The sequence below is a fragment of the Arthrobacter sp. 10T425 genome (assembly GCF_056393985.1).
In genome coordinates this window covers 122,413-140,836 of sequence record NZ_JBFTGZ010000004.1, presented here as the reverse complement: position 1 = coordinate 140,836, position 18,424 = coordinate 122,413, and the positions used below count along the sequence as shown (strand labels likewise).

Below are 18,424 nucleotides of genomic sequence, written 5' to 3'. Positions count from 1 at the left end.
TAATTGCGCGCGAACCTGTGACCTGCGCAAACCTGTGACCAGCGCGAACCTGTGTCCTGAACGACCCCAGAGAAGTGCGCGGACCCGCGGCTCGCGGTGTACGCCCCAGCTTCCGCCCGGGCCTGCCGGGTGCCAAGGGCCAAAAGTCACCTCCGGGCCGGCGTCGGCCGCCGCCGGGGCCTCCGCGGCACGCGTCCAGGCGGGCCGCCCCCGGTAGGATTTCTTGATGGGCCCGGCCGGGCCCGAGGCCGGCAGCCCGGCACCGCCCAGCACAGCGCAGCCCAGTCGCAAGGACACACCATGAGCACCAAATCCGCAGGGCCCAGGCGTCCCGACCGCCCCTGGACCCGCCACTACAGCCCCGGGGTTCCCGCCAGCCTCAAGCTCCCGGAAGGGTCCCTCGTTGACCTGATGGACTCGTCGGTCCGGCGCTACGGGAAGAAGACCGCACTGGAATTCTTCGGAGCGCGTACCAGCTACCGGGACCTCGGCACCGCCATCAACAGGGCGGCCGCGGGCCTGAGGAAGCTCGGCGTCCGGGCCGGTGACCGGGTGGCGCTGGTCCTGCCGAACTGCCCGCAACACATCATCGCTTTCCACGCGGCACTGCGCCTGGGCGCCGTGGTCGTCGAACACAACCCCTTATATACGGACCGTGAGCTGCGCCACCAGTTCGAGGACCATGGCGCCACCGTCGCCGTTGTCTGGGACAAGGCCGTGGACAAGGTCCGCCAACTGCCGGCCGACGTCGGGCTGCAGAGCATCGTCTCCGTTGAGCTGATTCCGGCGATGCCGCTGCTGCAACGGGTCGCGCTGCGGCTCCCCGTGCCGGCGGCCCGCGCCGCCCGCGCCGCCTTGACCGCCGGCAAGCACACGCGCCGGACCGTGGCGCAGCCGGCGCGCCGGACCGTGCTGGCGTGGAAAGACCTCCTTGGCGCAGGCGACCTGAAGAAAAAGCATCCGCGCCCGGCCGCCACTGACCTGGCTGTCATCCAATACACGAGCGGCACCACGGGCCGGCCCAAAGGCGCCATGCTTACCCATGCCAACCTGCAGGCCAATGCCGCGCAGGGCCGCGCCTGGGTGCCGGGGCTCAAGGACGGCCGGGAAACCGTGTACGCGGTGCTGCCGATGTTCCACGCCTACGGCCTGACGCTGTGCATGACGTTTGCCCTGAGCATCGGCGCGAGGCTGGTGCTCTTCCCTAAGTTCGACGTCGACCTCGTGCTGAAGGCACACAGGAAGTCGCCTGCCACATTCCTGCCGGCGGTGCCGCCGATCTACGACCGCATCGCCGCCGCAGCCGCCGAGCGCGGTATCGCGCTGGACAGCATCCGCTTTTCCATCTCGGGGGCGATGAACCTGCCGACGGCGACGGTGGACACGTGGGAGAATGCGACCGGGGGCTACCTGATCGAGGGCTACGGGCTGACGGAAACCTCGCCCATCGCCTTGGGCAACCCCTTCGGTCCCAGCCGGAAACCGGGAACCGTGGGGGTCCCGTTTCCCCTGACGGACATTCGTGTCGTGGACCCGCGGAACGTCCTCCTGGACCGCGCCCCGGGAGAGGAGGGCGAGCTCCTGGTCCGCGGCCCGCAGGTCTTTGCCGGCTACTGGAACCGGCCGAAGGAGACCGAGGAGGCGCTGCTGGAGGGCGGCTGGTTCCGGACCGGTGACATCGTCTCGGTAGATAAGGATGATTTCGTGACCGTCCGGGACCGGATCAAGGAACTGATCATCACGGGGGGCTTCAACGTCTCCCCCACGGAAGTTGAAGATGTCCTCTCCGGGTACCCCGGTGTCCGGGACGTGTGCGTGGTGGGACTGCCCCGCCCGGGCGGCGGCGAAGACGTGGTTGCCGCCGTCGTCCCGTCCGCGGGCTCCGGCCTGGACCCGGAGGCGCTGCTGGCGTTTGGCCGGGAGAACCTGGCCGCCTACAAGGTGCCGCGCCGCGTTGCCGTGGTGGATGAGCTGCCGCGTTCGCTGATCGGCAAGGTCCTGCGCCGCGAGATCCGGGACACACTCGTGGCCGGCCGGTAGCTTACCTCCGGCCGGCCACTGGTGCGCTCAGTGTCCGGACTCCTCAGTGTCCTGAATCGTCGGGGCCCGGGGTCGTCGCGGTTGTGCCGCTGCCCGAATCATCGCCGCCTTCCTCATGCGAGTGCGTCCCGCTGTCCCCCGCGGACGGTTCAGGCTCCGCCGGTTCCGGTTCGCGGGACATGTCCACTCCCTCCCCCGTGGTTGAACGGGGAGCCAGCGTCACGTCCGCTGGCTGGACCCCGGCGCCGCGGGCCATGCCGTTCCGCACGGATTCCACCAGCGAGTCGCTGAGCAGTGGTCCCGTGTACGTGACCGTCAGGGCTCCGCCATCCACCGACGTGCCGTAGTTCCCGAGCGCGTCCGAGAGAATGCCTTCCCTGGCGATGGAAGCGGCCAGGACTGCCGGATCGGCGGCAGCGACGCTGAACTGGAGGTCGTGGACCAGGACTGAGGCGACGTGGACATGCTCCACTCCGGGGTAGCTGCCCTCCGGGCCGAAGGCGCGCTCCGCCAGTCTCTCGGCGTCGTCGCTGGTGCTTCCGGGTGGAAGCGCCAGGATCAGTTCCGGCGCGAGGTGCTCCAGGATCGCTGGTTCGAGCACGTCCGGGGGGATGTCGGAAAGGAGGATGCCGCCGGCAGCCGCGGTCTGCTCGAGCCGTGCGCGCGGCGCGCCTGGCTTTCCGCCCGCGGCGGGGTGGATGGCAATGACGGCGCGGCGTCGAACCATCAGCCCGTCGTGGCTCACGGCCGGGCGGCCGTTGCCGACGTCGGTCCCAGTCTCCAGGGACACGGGCGCGGCGCTCTGCACGGCTCCGGCGGTCGGCGCTGCCGTCGGCGAGGGCTGGGCCGGGGCCGGCGGTCCGCCTGTGCAGGCGCTCAGCGCCAGTACAAGCAGGGCCGCCGCGCCCAGCGTCCCAACGCGGGCCATCTCAGGTCCCCGCCGGCAGTCCGGGCCGGTACACCGGCGGGAACGCGTCCAGAGCAGTGGTGTCCAGGGTCGGCGGGTCGGAAGTGATGGGGTCGTTGGTGCGGAGGTCGCCCACGGAGAACTGCACCATCATGTCGTGGTCCTCATGGACCAGGTTGTGGCAGTGGATCATGTAACGCCCGCCCCCGCCGGTACCTGTGTCGAACTGCATGAGGGCGGTGATGGACTCGTTCTCGCCGGCGTAGAAGACATCCTTGGGGCCCTTTTCCCAGGCAAACGGCAGGCCGCCGTTGGTGTTTCTCGCGATGATCTTGGCGTCAATGAGGTGGATGTGTACCGGATGGAACCATCCCCCGGACGCGTTGATGATGGTCCATTGCTCGACGTCGAAGGGCTGGGGGTTGCCGAACAGCTTGGTGAACCCGGACTTCTCCACGTCGGCCCACGTGACGCCGTTGACGGTCCACTCGCCGTGGTCCCGGAAGAATCTCAGCTCGCGCTTCGCCTTGGCCATCGCCGGGGTGAGGCTCATGGTGGGGATGCCCCCCTTGGAGGCGTTGACGGAGCCGCCGTCGTCCAGGGTGGCCGGGATGCTGGAAATGGAGCCGGCCCCGGACCCGGAGTCGGCCACTACCTGGAAGCGCATGATTTTGTTGGTGTTCGCGAAGTCGATGTTGTTCTTGTTACTGAGGTTCCGCAGCTCGATCAACTGGCCGGTCCGGTATTTCCGGAAATCGATCAGCACCTCATAGCGTTCCGCGGTGCCCTGCCGCCACGATTTCACGGCCTCCACTTTGGGCGTCATGCCGGCGTCGGTGCCCACCACGTAGATGGGGTCTCCGGTGGACAACGTGGGCCGGTAGGACCGTGAAATCGAGGCGTCGAGTACCCGGAAGCGGTAGATCCGGGGCTTGACCTTCATGGTGGGCCACGGCACGCCGTTGACCATGATGATGTCGCCCCAGAGGCCCTTGACGTCGTTGTCGTTGTAGGCGAGGGATCCGTCGGCGTTGAACATGGCGTCTGAGATCATGAGTGGTACGTCGAATTCGCCCTGCGGCAGTTGGGCACGCTCAAACTTGTCGGACAGTGGATAGAAGGCCGCGAGCCCCGAATACACGTTCTGGGCGGTGATGTGGTGCTTATGGTCGTGGTACCAGAGGGTCCGAGCCGTCTGAAAGTTGGGGTACCGGTAGTTCTTGACGTTTCCCGGGACGGTGATGTCGTTGGCGTAGCCGTCGTACTGCGGCAGCGACGCTGAGCCGTGCAGGTGGGTGACGGTATCAAAGCGGGCCGGCTGAACCAGCCCAGCGGCGGGCAGCGCGTTGCGGATCCGCACCTCGATCCGGGTGCCCTGGGTGGCCCGGATGGTTGGGCCGGGGAAGATGCCGTTGTAGCCCGCGACGGTGGTGTTCAGTCCGGGCAGGAAGTGGGCCTGGCCGAGCTTCTGGGTAAGGGCGTACCGGGCGAAAGGACGGGCCGGGTCGCCGCCGTCGAAGCCCGTCTGAAAGGGGACCAGTTCCGGCGGGCGGCGGAATACTCCCGCATAGGGAACAGGCATGTTCTGCGGTGCAAGAAGACTGGCAGTGACCGGCGTCGCGGCCGGCGCGGTGGTGCCCGTCGTCGGGATGTCGTCGTCGCCGCCTTTGAAACCGGCAAGGCCGAGGGCGCCGACAGCGCCCAGTTTGAAAATTTCTCGTCGTGTAGTCATGGCCCCTCCAAGTGGGCAATAGTGCTGTATACCGTGTCGGAAAGTGGCTTTCCAACAAGTGAGGAAGCCGGCTGGCGGACCGTAGCGGCCCCGCCAGCCGGCGTTCTCAGACTGCTGTTACAGTGCTGTTCCCGTGGTGAATGTCCACGAACGGCTGGGCAACGGGTTGCCTGCCAGATCGCGGATCCGGGTGGTGCCACCGGTGATGATGACCCTGTACTGCGTGCTGGCGAGAAGCGTCGCACTGGGGTTGATTGTCAGCACCCTGGTTGTGGCGTTGTACGTCACCGCGACCGCGATGTCGGCCCCGGTGGAGGCCCGCACGATCCGGACGCTGCCGGCAGCGGCGAATCCGGTGATGGGCTCACTGAACGTCACCGTCGTGTTGCTGTTCCGCAGCACCCCTATGGCTCCCGAAGCGGGGGTCGTGGAGGTGATGACCGGAAGAGGTCCCGACGTGAACGTCCACGTGCTCGTCGCCATCGTGTTGCCCGCAAGGTCACGGACGCCGGAGACAGTCACGGTGTAGAGGCGGTCTGCCGGCAGCGTTGCCACCGGGTTGAGCGTCGCGACGCGGGTCAGCGAATTGTAGGAGACGACGGCGGCGATCGCCGTGGTGCCCTGCCGCAGTTGGAAGTTCGTTCCCGTCACCCCCGTCACCGCTTCGCTAAACGTTGCCGTCACGTTGGCGCCCTGGCTGACCGACAATGCCCCCGGTGCAGGGGACCGCGCGGTCAGGGTGGGAGCCACGAATTCGGTACGTGGTGTCACCGCTGCGGTGCGGGCTGAGAATCCGCCCGTACCCACTGCGTTGACTGCGGCGACGTCGAACGTGTACGCCGTCCCGTTGGTCAGGCCCGTCACGAGGACGCTTCCGACGTTTCCGGTGACTGCCTGCGTCTTGATCAGGGCAGTTCCGGCGAAGGCCCGCACCGAGTAGCCGGTGATGGGCGATCCGCCGGTGTTCGTCGGAGCGGTCCACCTCACGGTCACCGAGGCATTCCCTGCCGTGGTCGTCCCGATGGTGGGCGCTCCCGGTACGGTTGCCGTCGTCGGGCTCACCGTGTTGGAGAGTGCCGAGAACGGGCTGTCACCGAGGGCGTTGCTGGCCAGCACCTGGAACCGGTACTGGGATCCGTTGGTCAGGCCGGTTACCACCAGGCTGGTGGCGCCTGCCGGAGCGGTGCGCAGGGCACCGACCTGGACGCCGGCCGGGTTAGTCGTCACGTCGAGCACCTTCACGGAAAAGGCGTCGGCAGGCCCGACCGTCGGGGCCGTCCAGCGAACCGTTGCCTGCCCGGGGCCGGCGGTTGCCGTGCCGATGACCGGAGCGCCTGGCAGTACGGTGTCGGAGAACTGCAGGAACTCGATGTTGCGGATCGTATCCGTGCCATCGACTCCAACGTTGTCCACCACCGTGGTGGTTGAGCCAGCCGAACCGATGGTGCCGGTGCCGCCTGTCGTGGTGATGGTGTAGTTGGCCCGCGGTCCGGAGAAGATCGCGACGTCCCGGTTGCCCGCGGTTTCGAGGGCGGTGGGGGTGACGAGTTCGCGGACAGCCACCAGGTTCCCCGGGTTGACGACGCCGGCCGCTACTGCGGCCGCCAGGGTCTGCGGGTTACCTGCCTGGTACGGGCGCTCCATGAGGTCGGTGGTGCCGATCTCTGCGCCCGCGTTGTCCCGCACGCTGATGCGGATCTTCAGGTACCGGTCGCCGTCGATGACGTCGTTGCCGCCCCTGCCCTCGAGCTTGTCGCTGCCGAGGCCGCCGACAAGGATGTTACCGTCGCCCCAGACCGGACCGGTCAGCGGGCAGACGCCCATCGGTGAGAGTGCCTCGACCGGCGCAAGCGGGGTGGTCGGTGCCGGCAGGATAGCCTGCAGGCCGGCGATCCGGTTGATGCCCGTCTGGTCGAGGACGTCGCAGCCACTGAAGCCTGCACCACCTACGGTGCTGGGCACTGCGTCGTCGCCACGGATGACGTCGTCGAACTTGGAACCGGAGTTGGCTTCCACTTCCTGCCACCGGTCGCGGTTGACCACGACGGGCAGCGGAACACCAACGAGGTTGTTGTTGATCTTCATGTCGTCGTCGGCTGCTACGGTGTCGTACTGGTGCGTGGCCCAGTCGAAGCCGGCAGCACCGGCGTAGCGGTCGATGGCCGCGTTGGACGTCATGATGTCGTCGCCACCCTCGGCGTCGTAGTCGTTCTCGCCAACCTGTCCAACGAAGATGTCGTTTCCGGGCTTCGTCTGGGCCGGGTCGTCGAAGAACGGAGCACCGTGATCGCCGATCAGCAGGTCCTGGCCGGAACCGCCTTGGATCCAGTCATCGCCGCCGTCACCGAACGTCGCATCGGCACCGTCACCGGACTGCACGAAGTCGTTTCCTTCGCCGGCAAACGTTTCGTTGTCGTTGGCGCCGCCGTTGGTGAAGTCCTGGCCGTCGCCGCCCATGTTGATGTCGTCTCCGATACCGGAGTTGAGGTAGTCGTTACCCGGACCGCCCTTGAGGACGTCGGCCCCGGACAGATCGGTGATCCTGTCGTTGCCGTCGCCGCCGAGTGCGATGTCGTCGCCGCCGTTGCCTTCAATGACGTCGTCGCCTTCGTTGCCGAGGAACGTGTCGTTGTCGTTGCCGCCGGTGACCCGGTCAGCGTTGGCGGTGCCGTTGTACACCGATTGGCCGTTGATGCCGCTCGGATCGACCGTGTTCTTCTCCATGTACTGGATGGTGCCGTCCGGCTTGCGCAGGAGCAGCAGGTTCTCCTTGCACTCGCTGGTCGGGTCGTCGGCGACCGTGGCCCCCGAGGCCGTGTAGCCGGCCGGTGTACCGGCCAGGTTGCCCAGCTGGAACTTGCAGTCGGCGGTTCCGAAAGCATCCGCCTTGAGCGAGTGCGCATTGGTGTTGCGCATGATCATCTCCGCGAAGGAGTTGCTCTCCAGCTGCGACCGCAGGTTCATGCCCGGCGTGCGCGCCAGGTAGTACAGGCGGTCACCGTTCTGCAGGTCGGTCATCTGGTTCTCGAACACGTAGTTGAACGTGCTGCCCAAGAGTCCGCCGAAGAGGTTGGTCTTCTCCGCCAGGCCGCCAACCCAGAGGTCGACCCGGTTCAGGCCGGTCTCCTGAGTGGCCCACGGTCCGGCACTGTTCATGAAGTCGCTCATGTCAGCCGTGGGAGGAGTCGCCAGGGTGCCCGGATCGACGATTGCCTTGGCCGCTGCCCGCTTGCCCGCCAGCGTGGTTTCGCTGGTGATGGTCGGGTAGGTGCCGTAGGCGGCAACAAAGTTGACCAGCGATTCCGGGTGCTTGAGGTTCTGCCCGAAGTCGGCCCAGCTCGTATACGGAGCCAATTGAGCGTCGCCCGTGGCGTCGTTGATCTGGCGCCGCAGCTCATTGAGCGGCGGGACGCCTTCGGAACGTGCACGGGTCATGTTGATCGTCGCCAGGTCCAGGGGAAGACCCAGCAGGTTGTTGCGCAGCGTGCCCGTCACGAACTCGTCGAGTTCGTTGCCGACCTGGTCGCTCATGCCCATGACGATGCTGCCTGCGGCCTCTTCCGAGGTCAGGGACCCCGCCGATCCGCCGTTGGTGTACTCGGGCGGGTTCAGGAAGCCATGGAGCAGGGAAATGGAGTTGTCGGTGCCGTCCGCGTTGGTGCGCGAGATCGTCTCCGTCAGCATAGAGTGGCCGAAGCGGTAGACCGCGTGGGCGAACTCCGCCCTCACGGCCGCGTTGAGGTCCGTGTGGTAGACGTGGAAGGGCTGGATCGCGGGTTGGACCTTGCGGCCGAACTCCTCGAACACCAGGTGCTGGTATTCCATTTCCGTGACGAACCGTGCCGCCTGGAACAGGCGTTCGCCGTTCCAGCCGTTGGCACCGGCAGCCAGCTTCCACTCCGCCAGTGCGGCGACGCCCTTGGCCGAAGTGTCGTTGGTCAGGGTGTTCTCGATGTCCGCGACGAGCCGGTCATGCTCGGAGTGGAACACCTGGTGGATGGTGGTCAGTCCGATGTTTTCGTTGACGCGGCCGTCACCGGCACAGAAGTGCGCGTTGAGCATTTCGTCGTCGTAAGTCCCGGCGGGCTGGTTCGCAAAATCTGCCGAGGCCGTGTTGTCGCTGTCCGGGGTGGGCGCGACGGGCGGCGTGGCAGGGTTGTGGTCCGCGTCCTGCGGCGACGGGTCGGCGTTGTGCGCGATGTCGGTCAGGAACGGGGTGTCGAAGTACCGCACGTTTGCCGGCACCGGGACAGGATTTGCCGTGTTGCCCTCAACGAGTCCGGTCAGCGTGACGTACTGCGGCAGGCCCCGGGCGGGGCCGGGGATGAACTTGCCGTACGGGTCAGCTGCGATCATCGGGATGTTGGTGACGTCCTTGTCCTCGAGCTTGAGGCCAAGGAAGATCGCTGCTTGCGACTTGACGTCCGCCCACGTGGCCATGCCGCCGGCGGTGGGGCCGGCAGGACCGCCCAGGAGCTTGCCGGTTGAAACCGGCCTGCCGGCGGCGTTGTTGATGTACTCCCGCAGGAACACCTGGTGCGAGGGGTGGGACGTGTAGGTCTGGGACTGGTCCACGTAGGGCGAGTCCGTGTTGGCGGCTTCCTGGACGTCATCCGCGGTGCCGAGGATGCCGTCGTTGCCGGGCTGGTTCTGGGCCCGGGTGAGGACCATGAACGCGTTCGGGCTGTTGGGGGCCACTTCGTCACCGGTACCGGCCTTGCCATCAGGGCCTACGGTAATCAGCGGGTCGTCGGCCTTGAGCGGCACGAACACCGTTCCGCCGCCCTTGACCGTCTGGTCCACGCCGTGGTCGAAGAATTGACCGAACAGGGTGAACAGGGAGTTGTACGGCGGGGAGAGGCCGACGTCGGTGGTGACGTTGGGGATGAACAGCGTGTCACCCGTGGGGACGCAGCCGGCCGGCACAGCCTCGACCGGCGGAGTCGCCAAGGGGTCAGGATCAGTGGTGCACGGGAACAGACCGGGGTTGCCCTGGGTCCGGACCGGGAACCCGGCAGCAGCCACGGCGGCTGGATTGGTGGAGGTCTGGTCCACGATCAGATTGCTGATCTGGCGGGGCTGGGCGTCGAACACATTGCCCGACTTCTGTGCGTAGGAGGACGTGCCGGCAGGGCCGAACCCTGCGGGGACGGCGTCGGCGGTGTTAAACGACGGCGTCGCGTGACGCGGGAATAGCTGATCGGCGGCCCCATACGTTTCGCGGCCCTTGATCAGGTTGTTGCAGGAGCCGTCAACCGTACGGAGGCCGTAGGAGGTGAGGGCGTCCGGGATCTGGTTGGGGCCCGGCCCGACCAGCGCCCCGCAAGGGCCGGTCGCCGACGTCGTATTCGCGACGTGCGCCTCGGCGATCTTGATTTGCTTGAGGATATAGGCCAGGTCGGCCGCGGTGACGGTGAAGCCTGCGCCGACGGGTGCCGGCGCGGCGCTGGCGCCAAGCGCCGTTGTGGTGAGTCCAACAAAACTGAGCAAGGTCATCGCTGTCCCTGCCGCTACTGCGCGGGTCGGCCGGCTAAAGGCACGTCTTTGGCCTTCAACCTTCCTGCATGCGAACAAATTCATTGCACACCTGCCTCTTAGAGTGAGTGATGGTGCAACAGTGCTGGGTGATTCCTTGGGGAAAACTGGGACCGGTCGGTAACTTCGGATCCGGACCGCAGTCCGGTGCTTTCCGGGGCCTCTGGCCACCCGGACCATGCTCTGGGGCTACGTGCGCAGACGCTTTGGGCTACTCGCCCTGTGCTCGACGGCGCTGCCGCAGCCTACGCGGGAACGACTGCACGGGCGTACTGTCGACGAATAACGGCCGAGTAACGGATACCCCCCGAGGACCCGTTTTTTTGGCCTCCGCTACCTGAGGCCGGCGTACAGCAGATCCCCAGCTTGCGCCAAGGTGGTGCTGATAATGGTGGCCCGCACAGGAGCTGGACGGTGCACTCGATAGTGGCGGCATAGGCCCCCGGGTTGCCTGGGCAGACCCGGGGGCTTTGCGACCGTTTGACCCTTCTGGACCAGCGGGCGACGGTGGGCGCTCGAATGCCGCTGGCTGGCCGAGCCGCGAGCAGCGAGCTTGAGGGACAAGGGCACCCTGGCTATGTGCCGGCTACACCCACTGCGTTCCTTCGCCGTGGGCTCGTCGCACGGGAACCGCCAGAGCCGCGGCGAAACCTGATGAGTCCGAAGTTCTTCTCAGGAATTGCCATGGCAAAATACCAAACCATGCCGAGGGGCAGAATGATCAAGCTTGTGATGAGTGTGTAGAAAGGCATCAGCAAAAGCCAGCGATTCCGATTTTTCCAGTGGATGCCATAAATCATGCCGAAGTAAAGAACGGCCGCGGCCAGCAGTGACAGCCCGGGATGCACGAGCGCTTCCCACCGAAGAAGGAGAAAAGCAAACAGTACGACGCTGCCGTATGTCCAGAAGAACGGATGCCAAAAGCAGAAGCGGATATTCACAATATACAAGCGGAATTCCCCGCCCGCCCAGGCCAGGCGCTGCCGCCACCAGGCCCGCAGCGTCGCTGGTACCTCCGTGTTCACGGCGAACGGAATGTGTGTCATACGGTATCCAAGGCGCTCACCGAGCAGTCCTGTCTCAACATCATTCCCCTGGAAGAAGAGTGAATGCTGCGCCATGATGGCACGCATTGCGGATGTTGTTCCTGCGTGGCATGCCCCGCTCAGAAGCCACGGCATGACGAACCTGAGGCGCATGGCCAGGCGGTACTCATGCCGCTGCAACTGGACCAAGGCGGGACCCTCCGCCTGCGGCACCAGTTCAATGGAGGCGACATCGTCACCCCGCCTCCGAAGCTCTCCCACCAGCTCTGACAGCGGGCGGACCGACGTCGTGTCCGCATCCAGACATACGACGTATTCAGCGTCAACGGCAGATTCCAGTGCGTCCCGAATGACTCGGTCACGGACTGTACCGCCAGTTCGGCGACCAGTTCCGGCAGAAGGCGCAACGTAATCGCTGAGGAATACCCGGAAACCATGAGTCGTCGCAATTTGGTCGAGCGACTGCCTGAAGCCGTCGGACTCACCGGAGGTCGTACAGAGGATGACCTGGGAGCCGTAGCTGTGGAGAAAGTCGACGTTTGTCAAATAGCGGATATCGCCATAGATGGGAACCAGCACGTCGAATGACAAACCCTGAAGCGACTCACTGCCGGCTTCCCGGACCGCCGTTCCGAAGCGGCTGCTGCGGGCCGCCCCGACAGCGTCAACTAAGACTGCGAGAAGTGGCAGTGCCAAGAGCGCCAGAAGAGAGGCTGTCCAGTCCATCGTTTACCTTTCCGGCCGTATTGAATTCGAGGGCCTCGCGAACGAGTGCAGGATGCGCGCCGTGATCGACGAGCTCGCGAAGAAGTTCCAGTGCAGGGTCAATCGGATAGGATCCAACATCGACCTTCAGGATGCGCGGATGAGGCGTGGCGTAGTGGGTTTCGCGCATGTCGAAAAGTTCCTCGGACATCTTTTCGCCGGGACGCAGGCCGGTGTACTCAACTGCAGGCATCGGGCAGTCAACCATTTCGACGTACCGGCGCAGCAGCGACTCGATCCGCACAGGGGCGCCCATGTCCAGCACGTACGTTTCCCCGCCGGAACCGAGGCAAGCGGCTTCGATCACCAGGCCGGCTGCTTCGGGGATGGTCATGAAGTAGCGTGCGACACCGGGATCGGTGATCCGGATCGGCTGTCCCCTCTCAATCTGAGTCATCAGCGTGGGCAGGAAGGAGCCTCGGCTGCCAAGAACATTTCCAAACCGGACACTTGCCAGTTTGGTCTCTGAGGTGCCGGCATACTTGCCGGCCACGTGCTCGGCGAGCCTCTTGGACCATCCCAATGCCGATGTCGGATTGGCCGCCTTGTCTGTGCTGATGTTGACAACCCTGCTGACACCTGCAGCAATTGCTGCTCGGACTACGGACTGGGTTCCAAAGACGTTGGTCTTGACTGCTGCCTCAGGTGCCCGCTCGAGAAGCGGCAGGTGCTTGTGGGCTGCGGCATGAAAGACGACATCCGGGTGGACCTCCTGCATGATGCGCCGCATGAGCTGTTCGTCCCGGATGTCGGCCAGCCGGTACACGTCGTCGTCCAGCAGCGCCAGGCCTTCCAGGTCCATTTGCAGGTTATAAAGGGCGAACTCGTCGTCGTCGATGCAGAAGACCTTGCCAGCTTCCAGCGTATGCATCTGGCGCACGATCTCTGAGCCGATGGAACCCCCGGCGCCCGTCACGAGGATGGTTCTGCCTTGGATCAAAGCTTTCGCAGCAGACCCGTAAACGTGCATCGACTCTCTGCCAAGTAGTCGGTCGGCCCAAATCTTTTCCATCGCACTGCCCCCATGTTCACAAAATTGTTCGGCTTCTTATTGAGCAAATTCATCGCAGGACAGATCTCTTCGGCTCCGCCAGGAGGCGGCCGAACGCAAATGAATAACCCGCATGCCGCAGGGCCGTGACCCTGGAATCCGTTGGTTTTCCCCCACTGAGACCTTCCACCCCAACAACACACGGCTTCTTTCTCGGCAACACGAGTAGCTGGTACCTGTAAATGAGCGTGAGCGCTACTTGGTAAGGAGGACTTGCCTACGGGCACCGGCCGGTCAATTGCTTGCGGCGCTCCGATCAAGCTGATAGGCCTGACGGTAAGGTGCAGAGTGGCAGATCAGCACGCCGCCCCATCCGGGTGGTGGTTGCAGAAGGGAAGTTCACGTGACTCGCAAGACTCCTCACATCGAGGAACCGTCCGAAAAGGATCTCGTCGTCGGAGACGGGCCGAAAAGCTGGGCCGCCGGCGTCCCGGGCGTGTACCACTCCATGAAGCCAGCCATCGAACAGATGGGGCTGAACCGGACCCGCAAGACCGTCATGGCGATGAACCAGAAGGACGGCTTCGACTGTCCGAGCTGCGCGTGGCCGGATCCCCACCACCGCAAGGCATTCGAGTTCTGCGAGAACGGGGCCAAGGCGGTCACCTGGGAAGCGACCCCGGTGGTGGTACCCGAAACTTTCTGGGCCGAGAATGCCGTCAGCGACCTGCGCGGCCAGACCGAGTACTGGCTTGGCATGCAGGGCCGCCTGACCGAACCGGTGTACAAGGCCGCCGGCGAGGACCACTACAAGGCGGTCAGCTGGGACGAGGCGCTCCGGCTCGTGGCCGACAAGCTCAAGGGTCTGGACTCCCCCGACCAGGCGGCGTTCTATACGAGCGGCCGGACCTCGAACGAGGCTGCCTTCCTCTACCAGCTCATGGTCCGCGGCTACGGCACCAACAACCTGCCGGACTGCTCCAATATGTGCCACGAATCCTCCGGCTGGGCCATGGGCCAGACCATCGGCATCGGCAAGGCGACGGTCAGCTTCGACGACTACGCCAAAGCCGACCTGATCATCATCATGGGCCAGAACCCCGGCACCAACCACCCCCGGATGATGACCGAACTCGAGGCGTGCAAGCGCAACGGCGGTGAGATCGTGGCCGTCAACCCCCTCCCCGAAGCGGGCCTGCGCCGGTACAAGAACCCGCAGCAGGTCAACGGGGTCGTCGGTCACGGCGTCCAGATCGCGGACCAGTTCCTCCAGATCCGGATCGGCGGGGACATGGCGCTGCTGCAGGCCGTGTCCAAGCGCGTGCTCGACGCCGAGGCCAAGAACCCCGGGACGGTCCTGGACCACGCCTTCCTGGCCGAACACTGTGAGGGGCTCGAGGAGCTCAAGGAACACCTCGCCGGGCTGGATGAAGGCACAGTGCTTGAGGCCACGGGCCTGCGCAGCGAGGACATCGATGAGCTGGCCGCCCGCTACCTCAAGGCCGAGAAAGTCATCATCACCTGGGCCATGGGCATCACGCAGCAGAAGAAGGGTGTTGCCACCATCAAGGAGATCATCAACCTCCTGCTGCTGCGCGGCAATATCGGCAAGCCAGGCGCCGGCGCCTCCCCCATCCGCGGGCACAGCAATGTGCAGGGCGACCGGACCATGGGCATCTGGGAGCAAATGCCGCAGTCCTTCATGGAGGCCCTCGGCGAGGAGTTCGACTTCGAGCCGCCCCGCGAACACGGCGCGGACGCCGTCGAGACCATCAACAAGATGCGCGCGGGCGAGATCAAGGTATTCGTCGCCCTGGGCGGCAACCTGGTGGGTGCCATCTCGGACACGAACGCCGCCGAGGCTGCCATGCAAAACACGGAGATGACGGTCCAGATCTCGACCAAGCTGAACCGCTCGCACACTGTGACGGGCCGCGAGGCCCTGATCCTCCCCACGATGGGCCGGACCGAGATCGATATCCAGGAATCCGGTCCCCAGTTCGTGTCGGTGGAGGACACCGTCTGCGCAGTGCACCCGTCCTGGGGCAGCGTCGAGCCGGTGTCCCACCATCTGCTCTCGGAGCCGGCCATCGTGAGCCGGCTGGGCAAACTCCTGGTGGGCGACAAGATCAGGGCCGACTGGGACGGCTATGAGAAGAACTACGACCTCATCCGGGACCATATTTCGCGCGTGGTGGGCGGCTGCAAGGACTACAACCAGCGGATCCGGCAGGAAGGCGGGTTTGTCCTCGCCCACGGTCCCCGCGACTCCCGCACTTTCCCCACGCCCACCGGCAAGGCCGTGCTGACCGCCAACGATCTTGAACTTGTCGAACGGCCGGAGGGAACCCTGATCCTGCAGAGCATGCGCTCCCACGACCAGTTCAACACCACCATCTACTCGCACAACGACCGCTACCGTGGCATCAAGAAGGGCCGCCATGTGGTGTTCGTGAACCCTGACGACATCGCCGAACTCGGCCTTGCGGACGGGCAATATGTGGACGTCCGCGGCGTATACGACGACGGTGAGGAACGCGTGGTGCGCAAGTTCCGTGTGGTGTCGTACCCCACGGCACGCGGTTGCGCTGCTGCCTATTACCCCGAAGCCAACGTGCTGGTGCCGCTGAACCACACGGCCGAAGGCAGCAACACGCCAGTCTCGAAGGCAGTCATCGTCCGGCTCGAGCCGAGCCTGGACCAGACGCCCGACGGCGCGGCAACAGCCCCTGCCGGCGTGGCGTCGCCCTAGTAGGCACCCGGTTCCACTGGCCGGGGCCGCGGGACATGCCCAGCCCCCGCCCCGGCCACTGGACATAACACCACCATGCCCACCCCTGCGCCCAAGCAATGAGCATGTCCCACGGAACGGATCTGAAAAATGCGGAAAGGCCGCGCCCCATGGGGGACGCGGCCTTTCCCGAGAAGTCTTGGCGCTACTGGGCCCTCTTGGTCCAGCCTTCTTCGTCCGGGCCGCCGGACTCGCCGTGCTCACAGAGCTCAATGACTTTGTTCGACGCGGCGTGCACCGCCTCCTGGGTGCCCTTGCGGCCGTTGGTGGATGCAGTGCCCGCCGCGTAGCCCACGATGAACGCGCTGATGGCATCCGCGTGCGGCCCGACGGCTTTAACGGATTCGTCGGCGACCTGGACGATCTTTTCGTGGTCGACTTCCAGGTCAAGAATCTGCAGGGCCTGGATGAGCCGGCTGCTCCAATGCCGCAGCGAGCTGTCTTCGTCTCGGGACAACGTCATTGCTACTCCTTCTCGCGGGGTGAATGGATCGTCTAACCCTCAAGGGTTAGCACCCGGCCCGGCGTTGCGCAACGCGACACAGCGTCCGGCGCCCCGGCCGGCCCCTCAGCTCCAGAGCGCCACATGGAACTTGGACCCCCGCCGTTCGAGCCCTCGCGAACCGCCGGGAGCCACCATGGCCGCGGTGGCATCGGCAGTGGCGGCAAACCGTTGCAAAGTCCGTGCCATGGAGGTGGCCCGGTGGCGGTCAAGGATGCTGGCCCACCAGAGCCCGGCGACCGGCGTCCCGGCCACCGGAACGCGGACCAGGGCACCGCTTCGGATTTCAGCCCGGACGATGTGGCCGAGCGCCATCATGGTTCCCTCACCGGCCCTGACGGCAGCGAGGGCCTCCGTTTCGCTGCTGAGCCGGACAATCTCCGGCGCCACGCCCTGGGACGCCAGCCAGCGTCCTTCTTCACTGGCGGCCTGGATGCCGGCGGGCCCGGCAAACCAGGGTCTGCGCACCAGTTCGGCCGGCGCGACCGGCCCGTGGTACGAGGCAAGGGGATGCCCGGCGGCCGCCACGACAATCCGCTGGTACCGCAGGAACGGGACGGAGTCGATGCCGACGTCGCCCGTCCCGTTGACAGCCAGCCCGTTGGCAGCCAGCCCATTGGCAGCCAGTCCGTTGGCGACGGCGCCGTTGGGAGCGGCTGGCCGGGCGCCCAGGGCGATGTCATAGACGCGTTCCAGCATCAGCGACACAATGTCCTCCGCTTGCTCAACGACCACATCGACAGAGGCGCCGGGAACGCGGCGGGTGAACAGATCCAGGAGGCGACCGGCAGCGTGCTCCGCAAAAGGCGCCGTCGCCACGATTTTCAGGCGCCCGGTCTCGGTCTGGGCATGCGCCACCTCCCACCGGGCCTTGTCCGCCAGCCCCACGATGTCCTGGGCGTATTCGGCGAGCGCCCTGCCCCCCGGGGTCAACGAAATTCCGCCGTGGGCGCGCACAAAGAGCGGGTCACCCAGGTCCTGCCTGAGGGCGGCAAGCGCCGTCGACACTGCCGGTTCGCTGACTCCGAGGTGGGCAGCGGCTGCGTGGAGTGAGCCCAGTTTGGCAACCAGGGCGAACGTGCGCAACTGTCCCAATGTCATCGCCACGGCTTCATAACCTTTCGCTTATGACGATATTGACATCCCGGTTAGGCCGGGGCAAGACTGACCTCAATCCGGCGCTAGACAACCGCTACGCCATGCCGCCGGCCCTTCGGAGTGAGGTAGGGATTATGCAGATTCCAGCTCCATTTGACTACGTGCGCGCCACTACCGTGGACAACGCCCTGGAACTTCTCGCCCGGTACGGCCCGGACTCGCGCGTCGTGGCCGGCGGTCACAGCCTTCTGCCGATGATGAAGCTTCGCCTGTCCCGGCCCGAATGGCTGATTGACATCAATGATCTCTACGAGCTGGACTTTATCCTCCGTGACGGCAACAAGCTGAGGATCGGCGCCCTGACCCGCCACACCACCTTGCTGGAATCGGACGAGGTCGCAGCGCTGTTCCCCATTGTGCGGGACGCCGAATTGCGGATCGCCGACCCCGTGGTGCGCAACCGCGGCACGATTGGCGGCTCGCTGTGCCAGGCCGACCCCGCCGAGGACCTCTCCACCGTTTGTGATGTCCTGGGTGCCGAGGCCGTGATCCGCGGACCGGGCGGCGAGCGCACCCTCACCATGCCCGAGTTCCACCGCGGACCCTACCAAACCGCCGTCGGACAGGATGAGCTGCTCTGCGAACTCAGGTTCCCCATCGTCCCCCGTTCGGGCAGCGCCTACGAGAAGGTCGAACGCCGGGTGGGCGACTGGGCCGTCGGTGCCGCAGGCGCCGCCGTGTCCCTCGCTGCGGACGGAACGATTGACGACGCCGCCGTCGGCCTCACCGCGCTGGGCCTTGACCATACGGTAGCCGAGGCCGCCGCCGTGCTCCGCGGCCGGCATCCGGACGAGGAGCTGTTCGCCGAGGCGGGCAGGCTGGCAGCGGAGGCCTGCGATCCGGTGGCTGACCAGCGCGGCCCCGTCGACTACAAGCGGCATCTCGCCGATGAGCTCACCCAACGGGTACTGCGGCGGGCCTGTGCCCGCGCCGCCCAGATGCAGGAAGGCTGAAGCC

General features: G+C 65.8%; 10 protein-coding genes. 3 read left to right on the top strand and 7 right to left on the bottom strand.

Translation table 11 applies throughout. The annotated features are described in order from the left end of the window. The first annotated feature begins 300 nt into the window (after nucleotides 1-300). On the top strand, nucleotides 301-2,040 hold the full coding sequence (locus AC1DDH_RS06470) for a long-chain-fatty-acid--CoA ligase (RefSeq protein WP_476955081.1): 1,740 nt from the start codon (nucleotides 301-303) through the stop codon (nucleotides 2,038-2,040). 43 nt (nucleotides 2,041-2,083) lie between these two features. Here the strand turns inward: AC1DDH_RS06470 and AC1DDH_RS06465 are convergent, their stop codons facing one another. The 5 genes from AC1DDH_RS06465 to AC1DDH_RS06445 all read right to left on the bottom strand — a co-directional run bounded on the left by AC1DDH_RS06465 (nucleotide 2,084) and on the right by AC1DDH_RS06445 (nucleotide 13,037). Next, nucleotides 2,084-2,968 (bottom strand): hypothetical protein, encoded by an 885-nt coding sequence (locus AC1DDH_RS06465; protein ID WP_476955080.1) that lies wholly within the window; start codon nucleotides 2,966-2,968, stop codon nucleotides 2,084-2,086. A 1-nt stretch (nucleotide 2,969) separates the two neighbouring features. After that, on the bottom strand, nucleotides 2,970-4,679 hold the full coding sequence (locus AC1DDH_RS06460) for a multicopper oxidase family protein (protein ID WP_476858624.1): 1,710 nt from the start codon (nucleotides 4,677-4,679) through the stop codon (nucleotides 2,970-2,972). A 117-nt stretch (nucleotides 4,680-4,796) separates the two neighbouring features. Beyond that, a complete protein-coding gene (locus tag AC1DDH_RS06455) occupies nucleotides 4,797-10,175 on the bottom strand; it encodes a peroxidase family protein (protein ID WP_476855953.1) in 5,379 nt (1,792 codons plus the stop codon). A gap of 614 nt (nucleotides 10,176-10,789) precedes the next feature. Next, the gene (locus tag AC1DDH_RS06450; RefSeq protein ID WP_253906778.1) at nucleotides 10,790-11,986 is read right to left on the bottom strand and encodes a glycosyltransferase family 2 protein; all 1,197 of its coding nucleotides are present in this window, start codon (nucleotides 11,984-11,986) and stop codon (nucleotides 10,790-10,792) included. After that, the gene (locus AC1DDH_RS06445; protein ID WP_476955079.1) at nucleotides 11,925-13,037 is read right to left on the bottom strand and encodes an SDR family NAD(P)-dependent oxidoreductase; all 1,113 of its coding nucleotides are present in this window, start codon (nucleotides 13,035-13,037) and stop codon (nucleotides 11,925-11,927) included. Before AC1DDH_RS06445 ends, AC1DDH_RS06450 begins: the two co-directional genes overlap by 62 nt. Nucleotides 13,038-13,419: 382 nt before the next feature. On the opposite strand from AC1DDH_RS06445, the gene AC1DDH_RS06440 reads away from it, so the two are divergent. Then, nucleotides 13,420-15,768, top strand: a complete 2,349-nt coding sequence (locus tag AC1DDH_RS06440; RefSeq protein WP_476955078.1) for an FdhF/YdeP family oxidoreductase — start codon at nucleotides 13,420-13,422, stop codon at nucleotides 15,766-15,768. A gap of 184 nt (nucleotides 15,769-15,952) precedes the next feature. Here AC1DDH_RS06440 and AC1DDH_RS06435 read toward each other — a convergent pair whose 3' ends face one another. Both AC1DDH_RS06435 and AC1DDH_RS06430 read right to left on the bottom strand, forming a co-directional pair. Continuing rightward, complete coding sequence (locus AC1DDH_RS06435; RefSeq protein WP_090577613.1) at nucleotides 15,953-16,270, bottom strand: DUF6457 domain-containing protein; 318 nt, start codon at nucleotides 16,268-16,270, stop codon at nucleotides 15,953-15,955. A 105-nt stretch (nucleotides 16,271-16,375) separates the two neighbouring features. Then, nucleotides 16,376-17,410, bottom strand: coding sequence for a LysR family transcriptional regulator (locus tag AC1DDH_RS06430; protein WP_476955161.1), 1,035 nt, complete (start codon nucleotides 17,408-17,410; stop codon nucleotides 16,376-16,378). 131 nt (nucleotides 17,411-17,541) lie between these two features. On the opposite strand from AC1DDH_RS06430, the gene AC1DDH_RS06425 reads away from it, so the two are divergent. Next, the gene (locus AC1DDH_RS06425) at nucleotides 17,542-18,420 is read left to right on the top strand and encodes an FAD binding domain-containing protein (protein ID WP_476955077.1); all 879 of its coding nucleotides are present in this window, start codon (nucleotides 17,542-17,544) and stop codon (nucleotides 18,418-18,420) included. The last annotated feature ends 4 nt before the right edge of the window (nucleotides 18,421-18,424 follow it).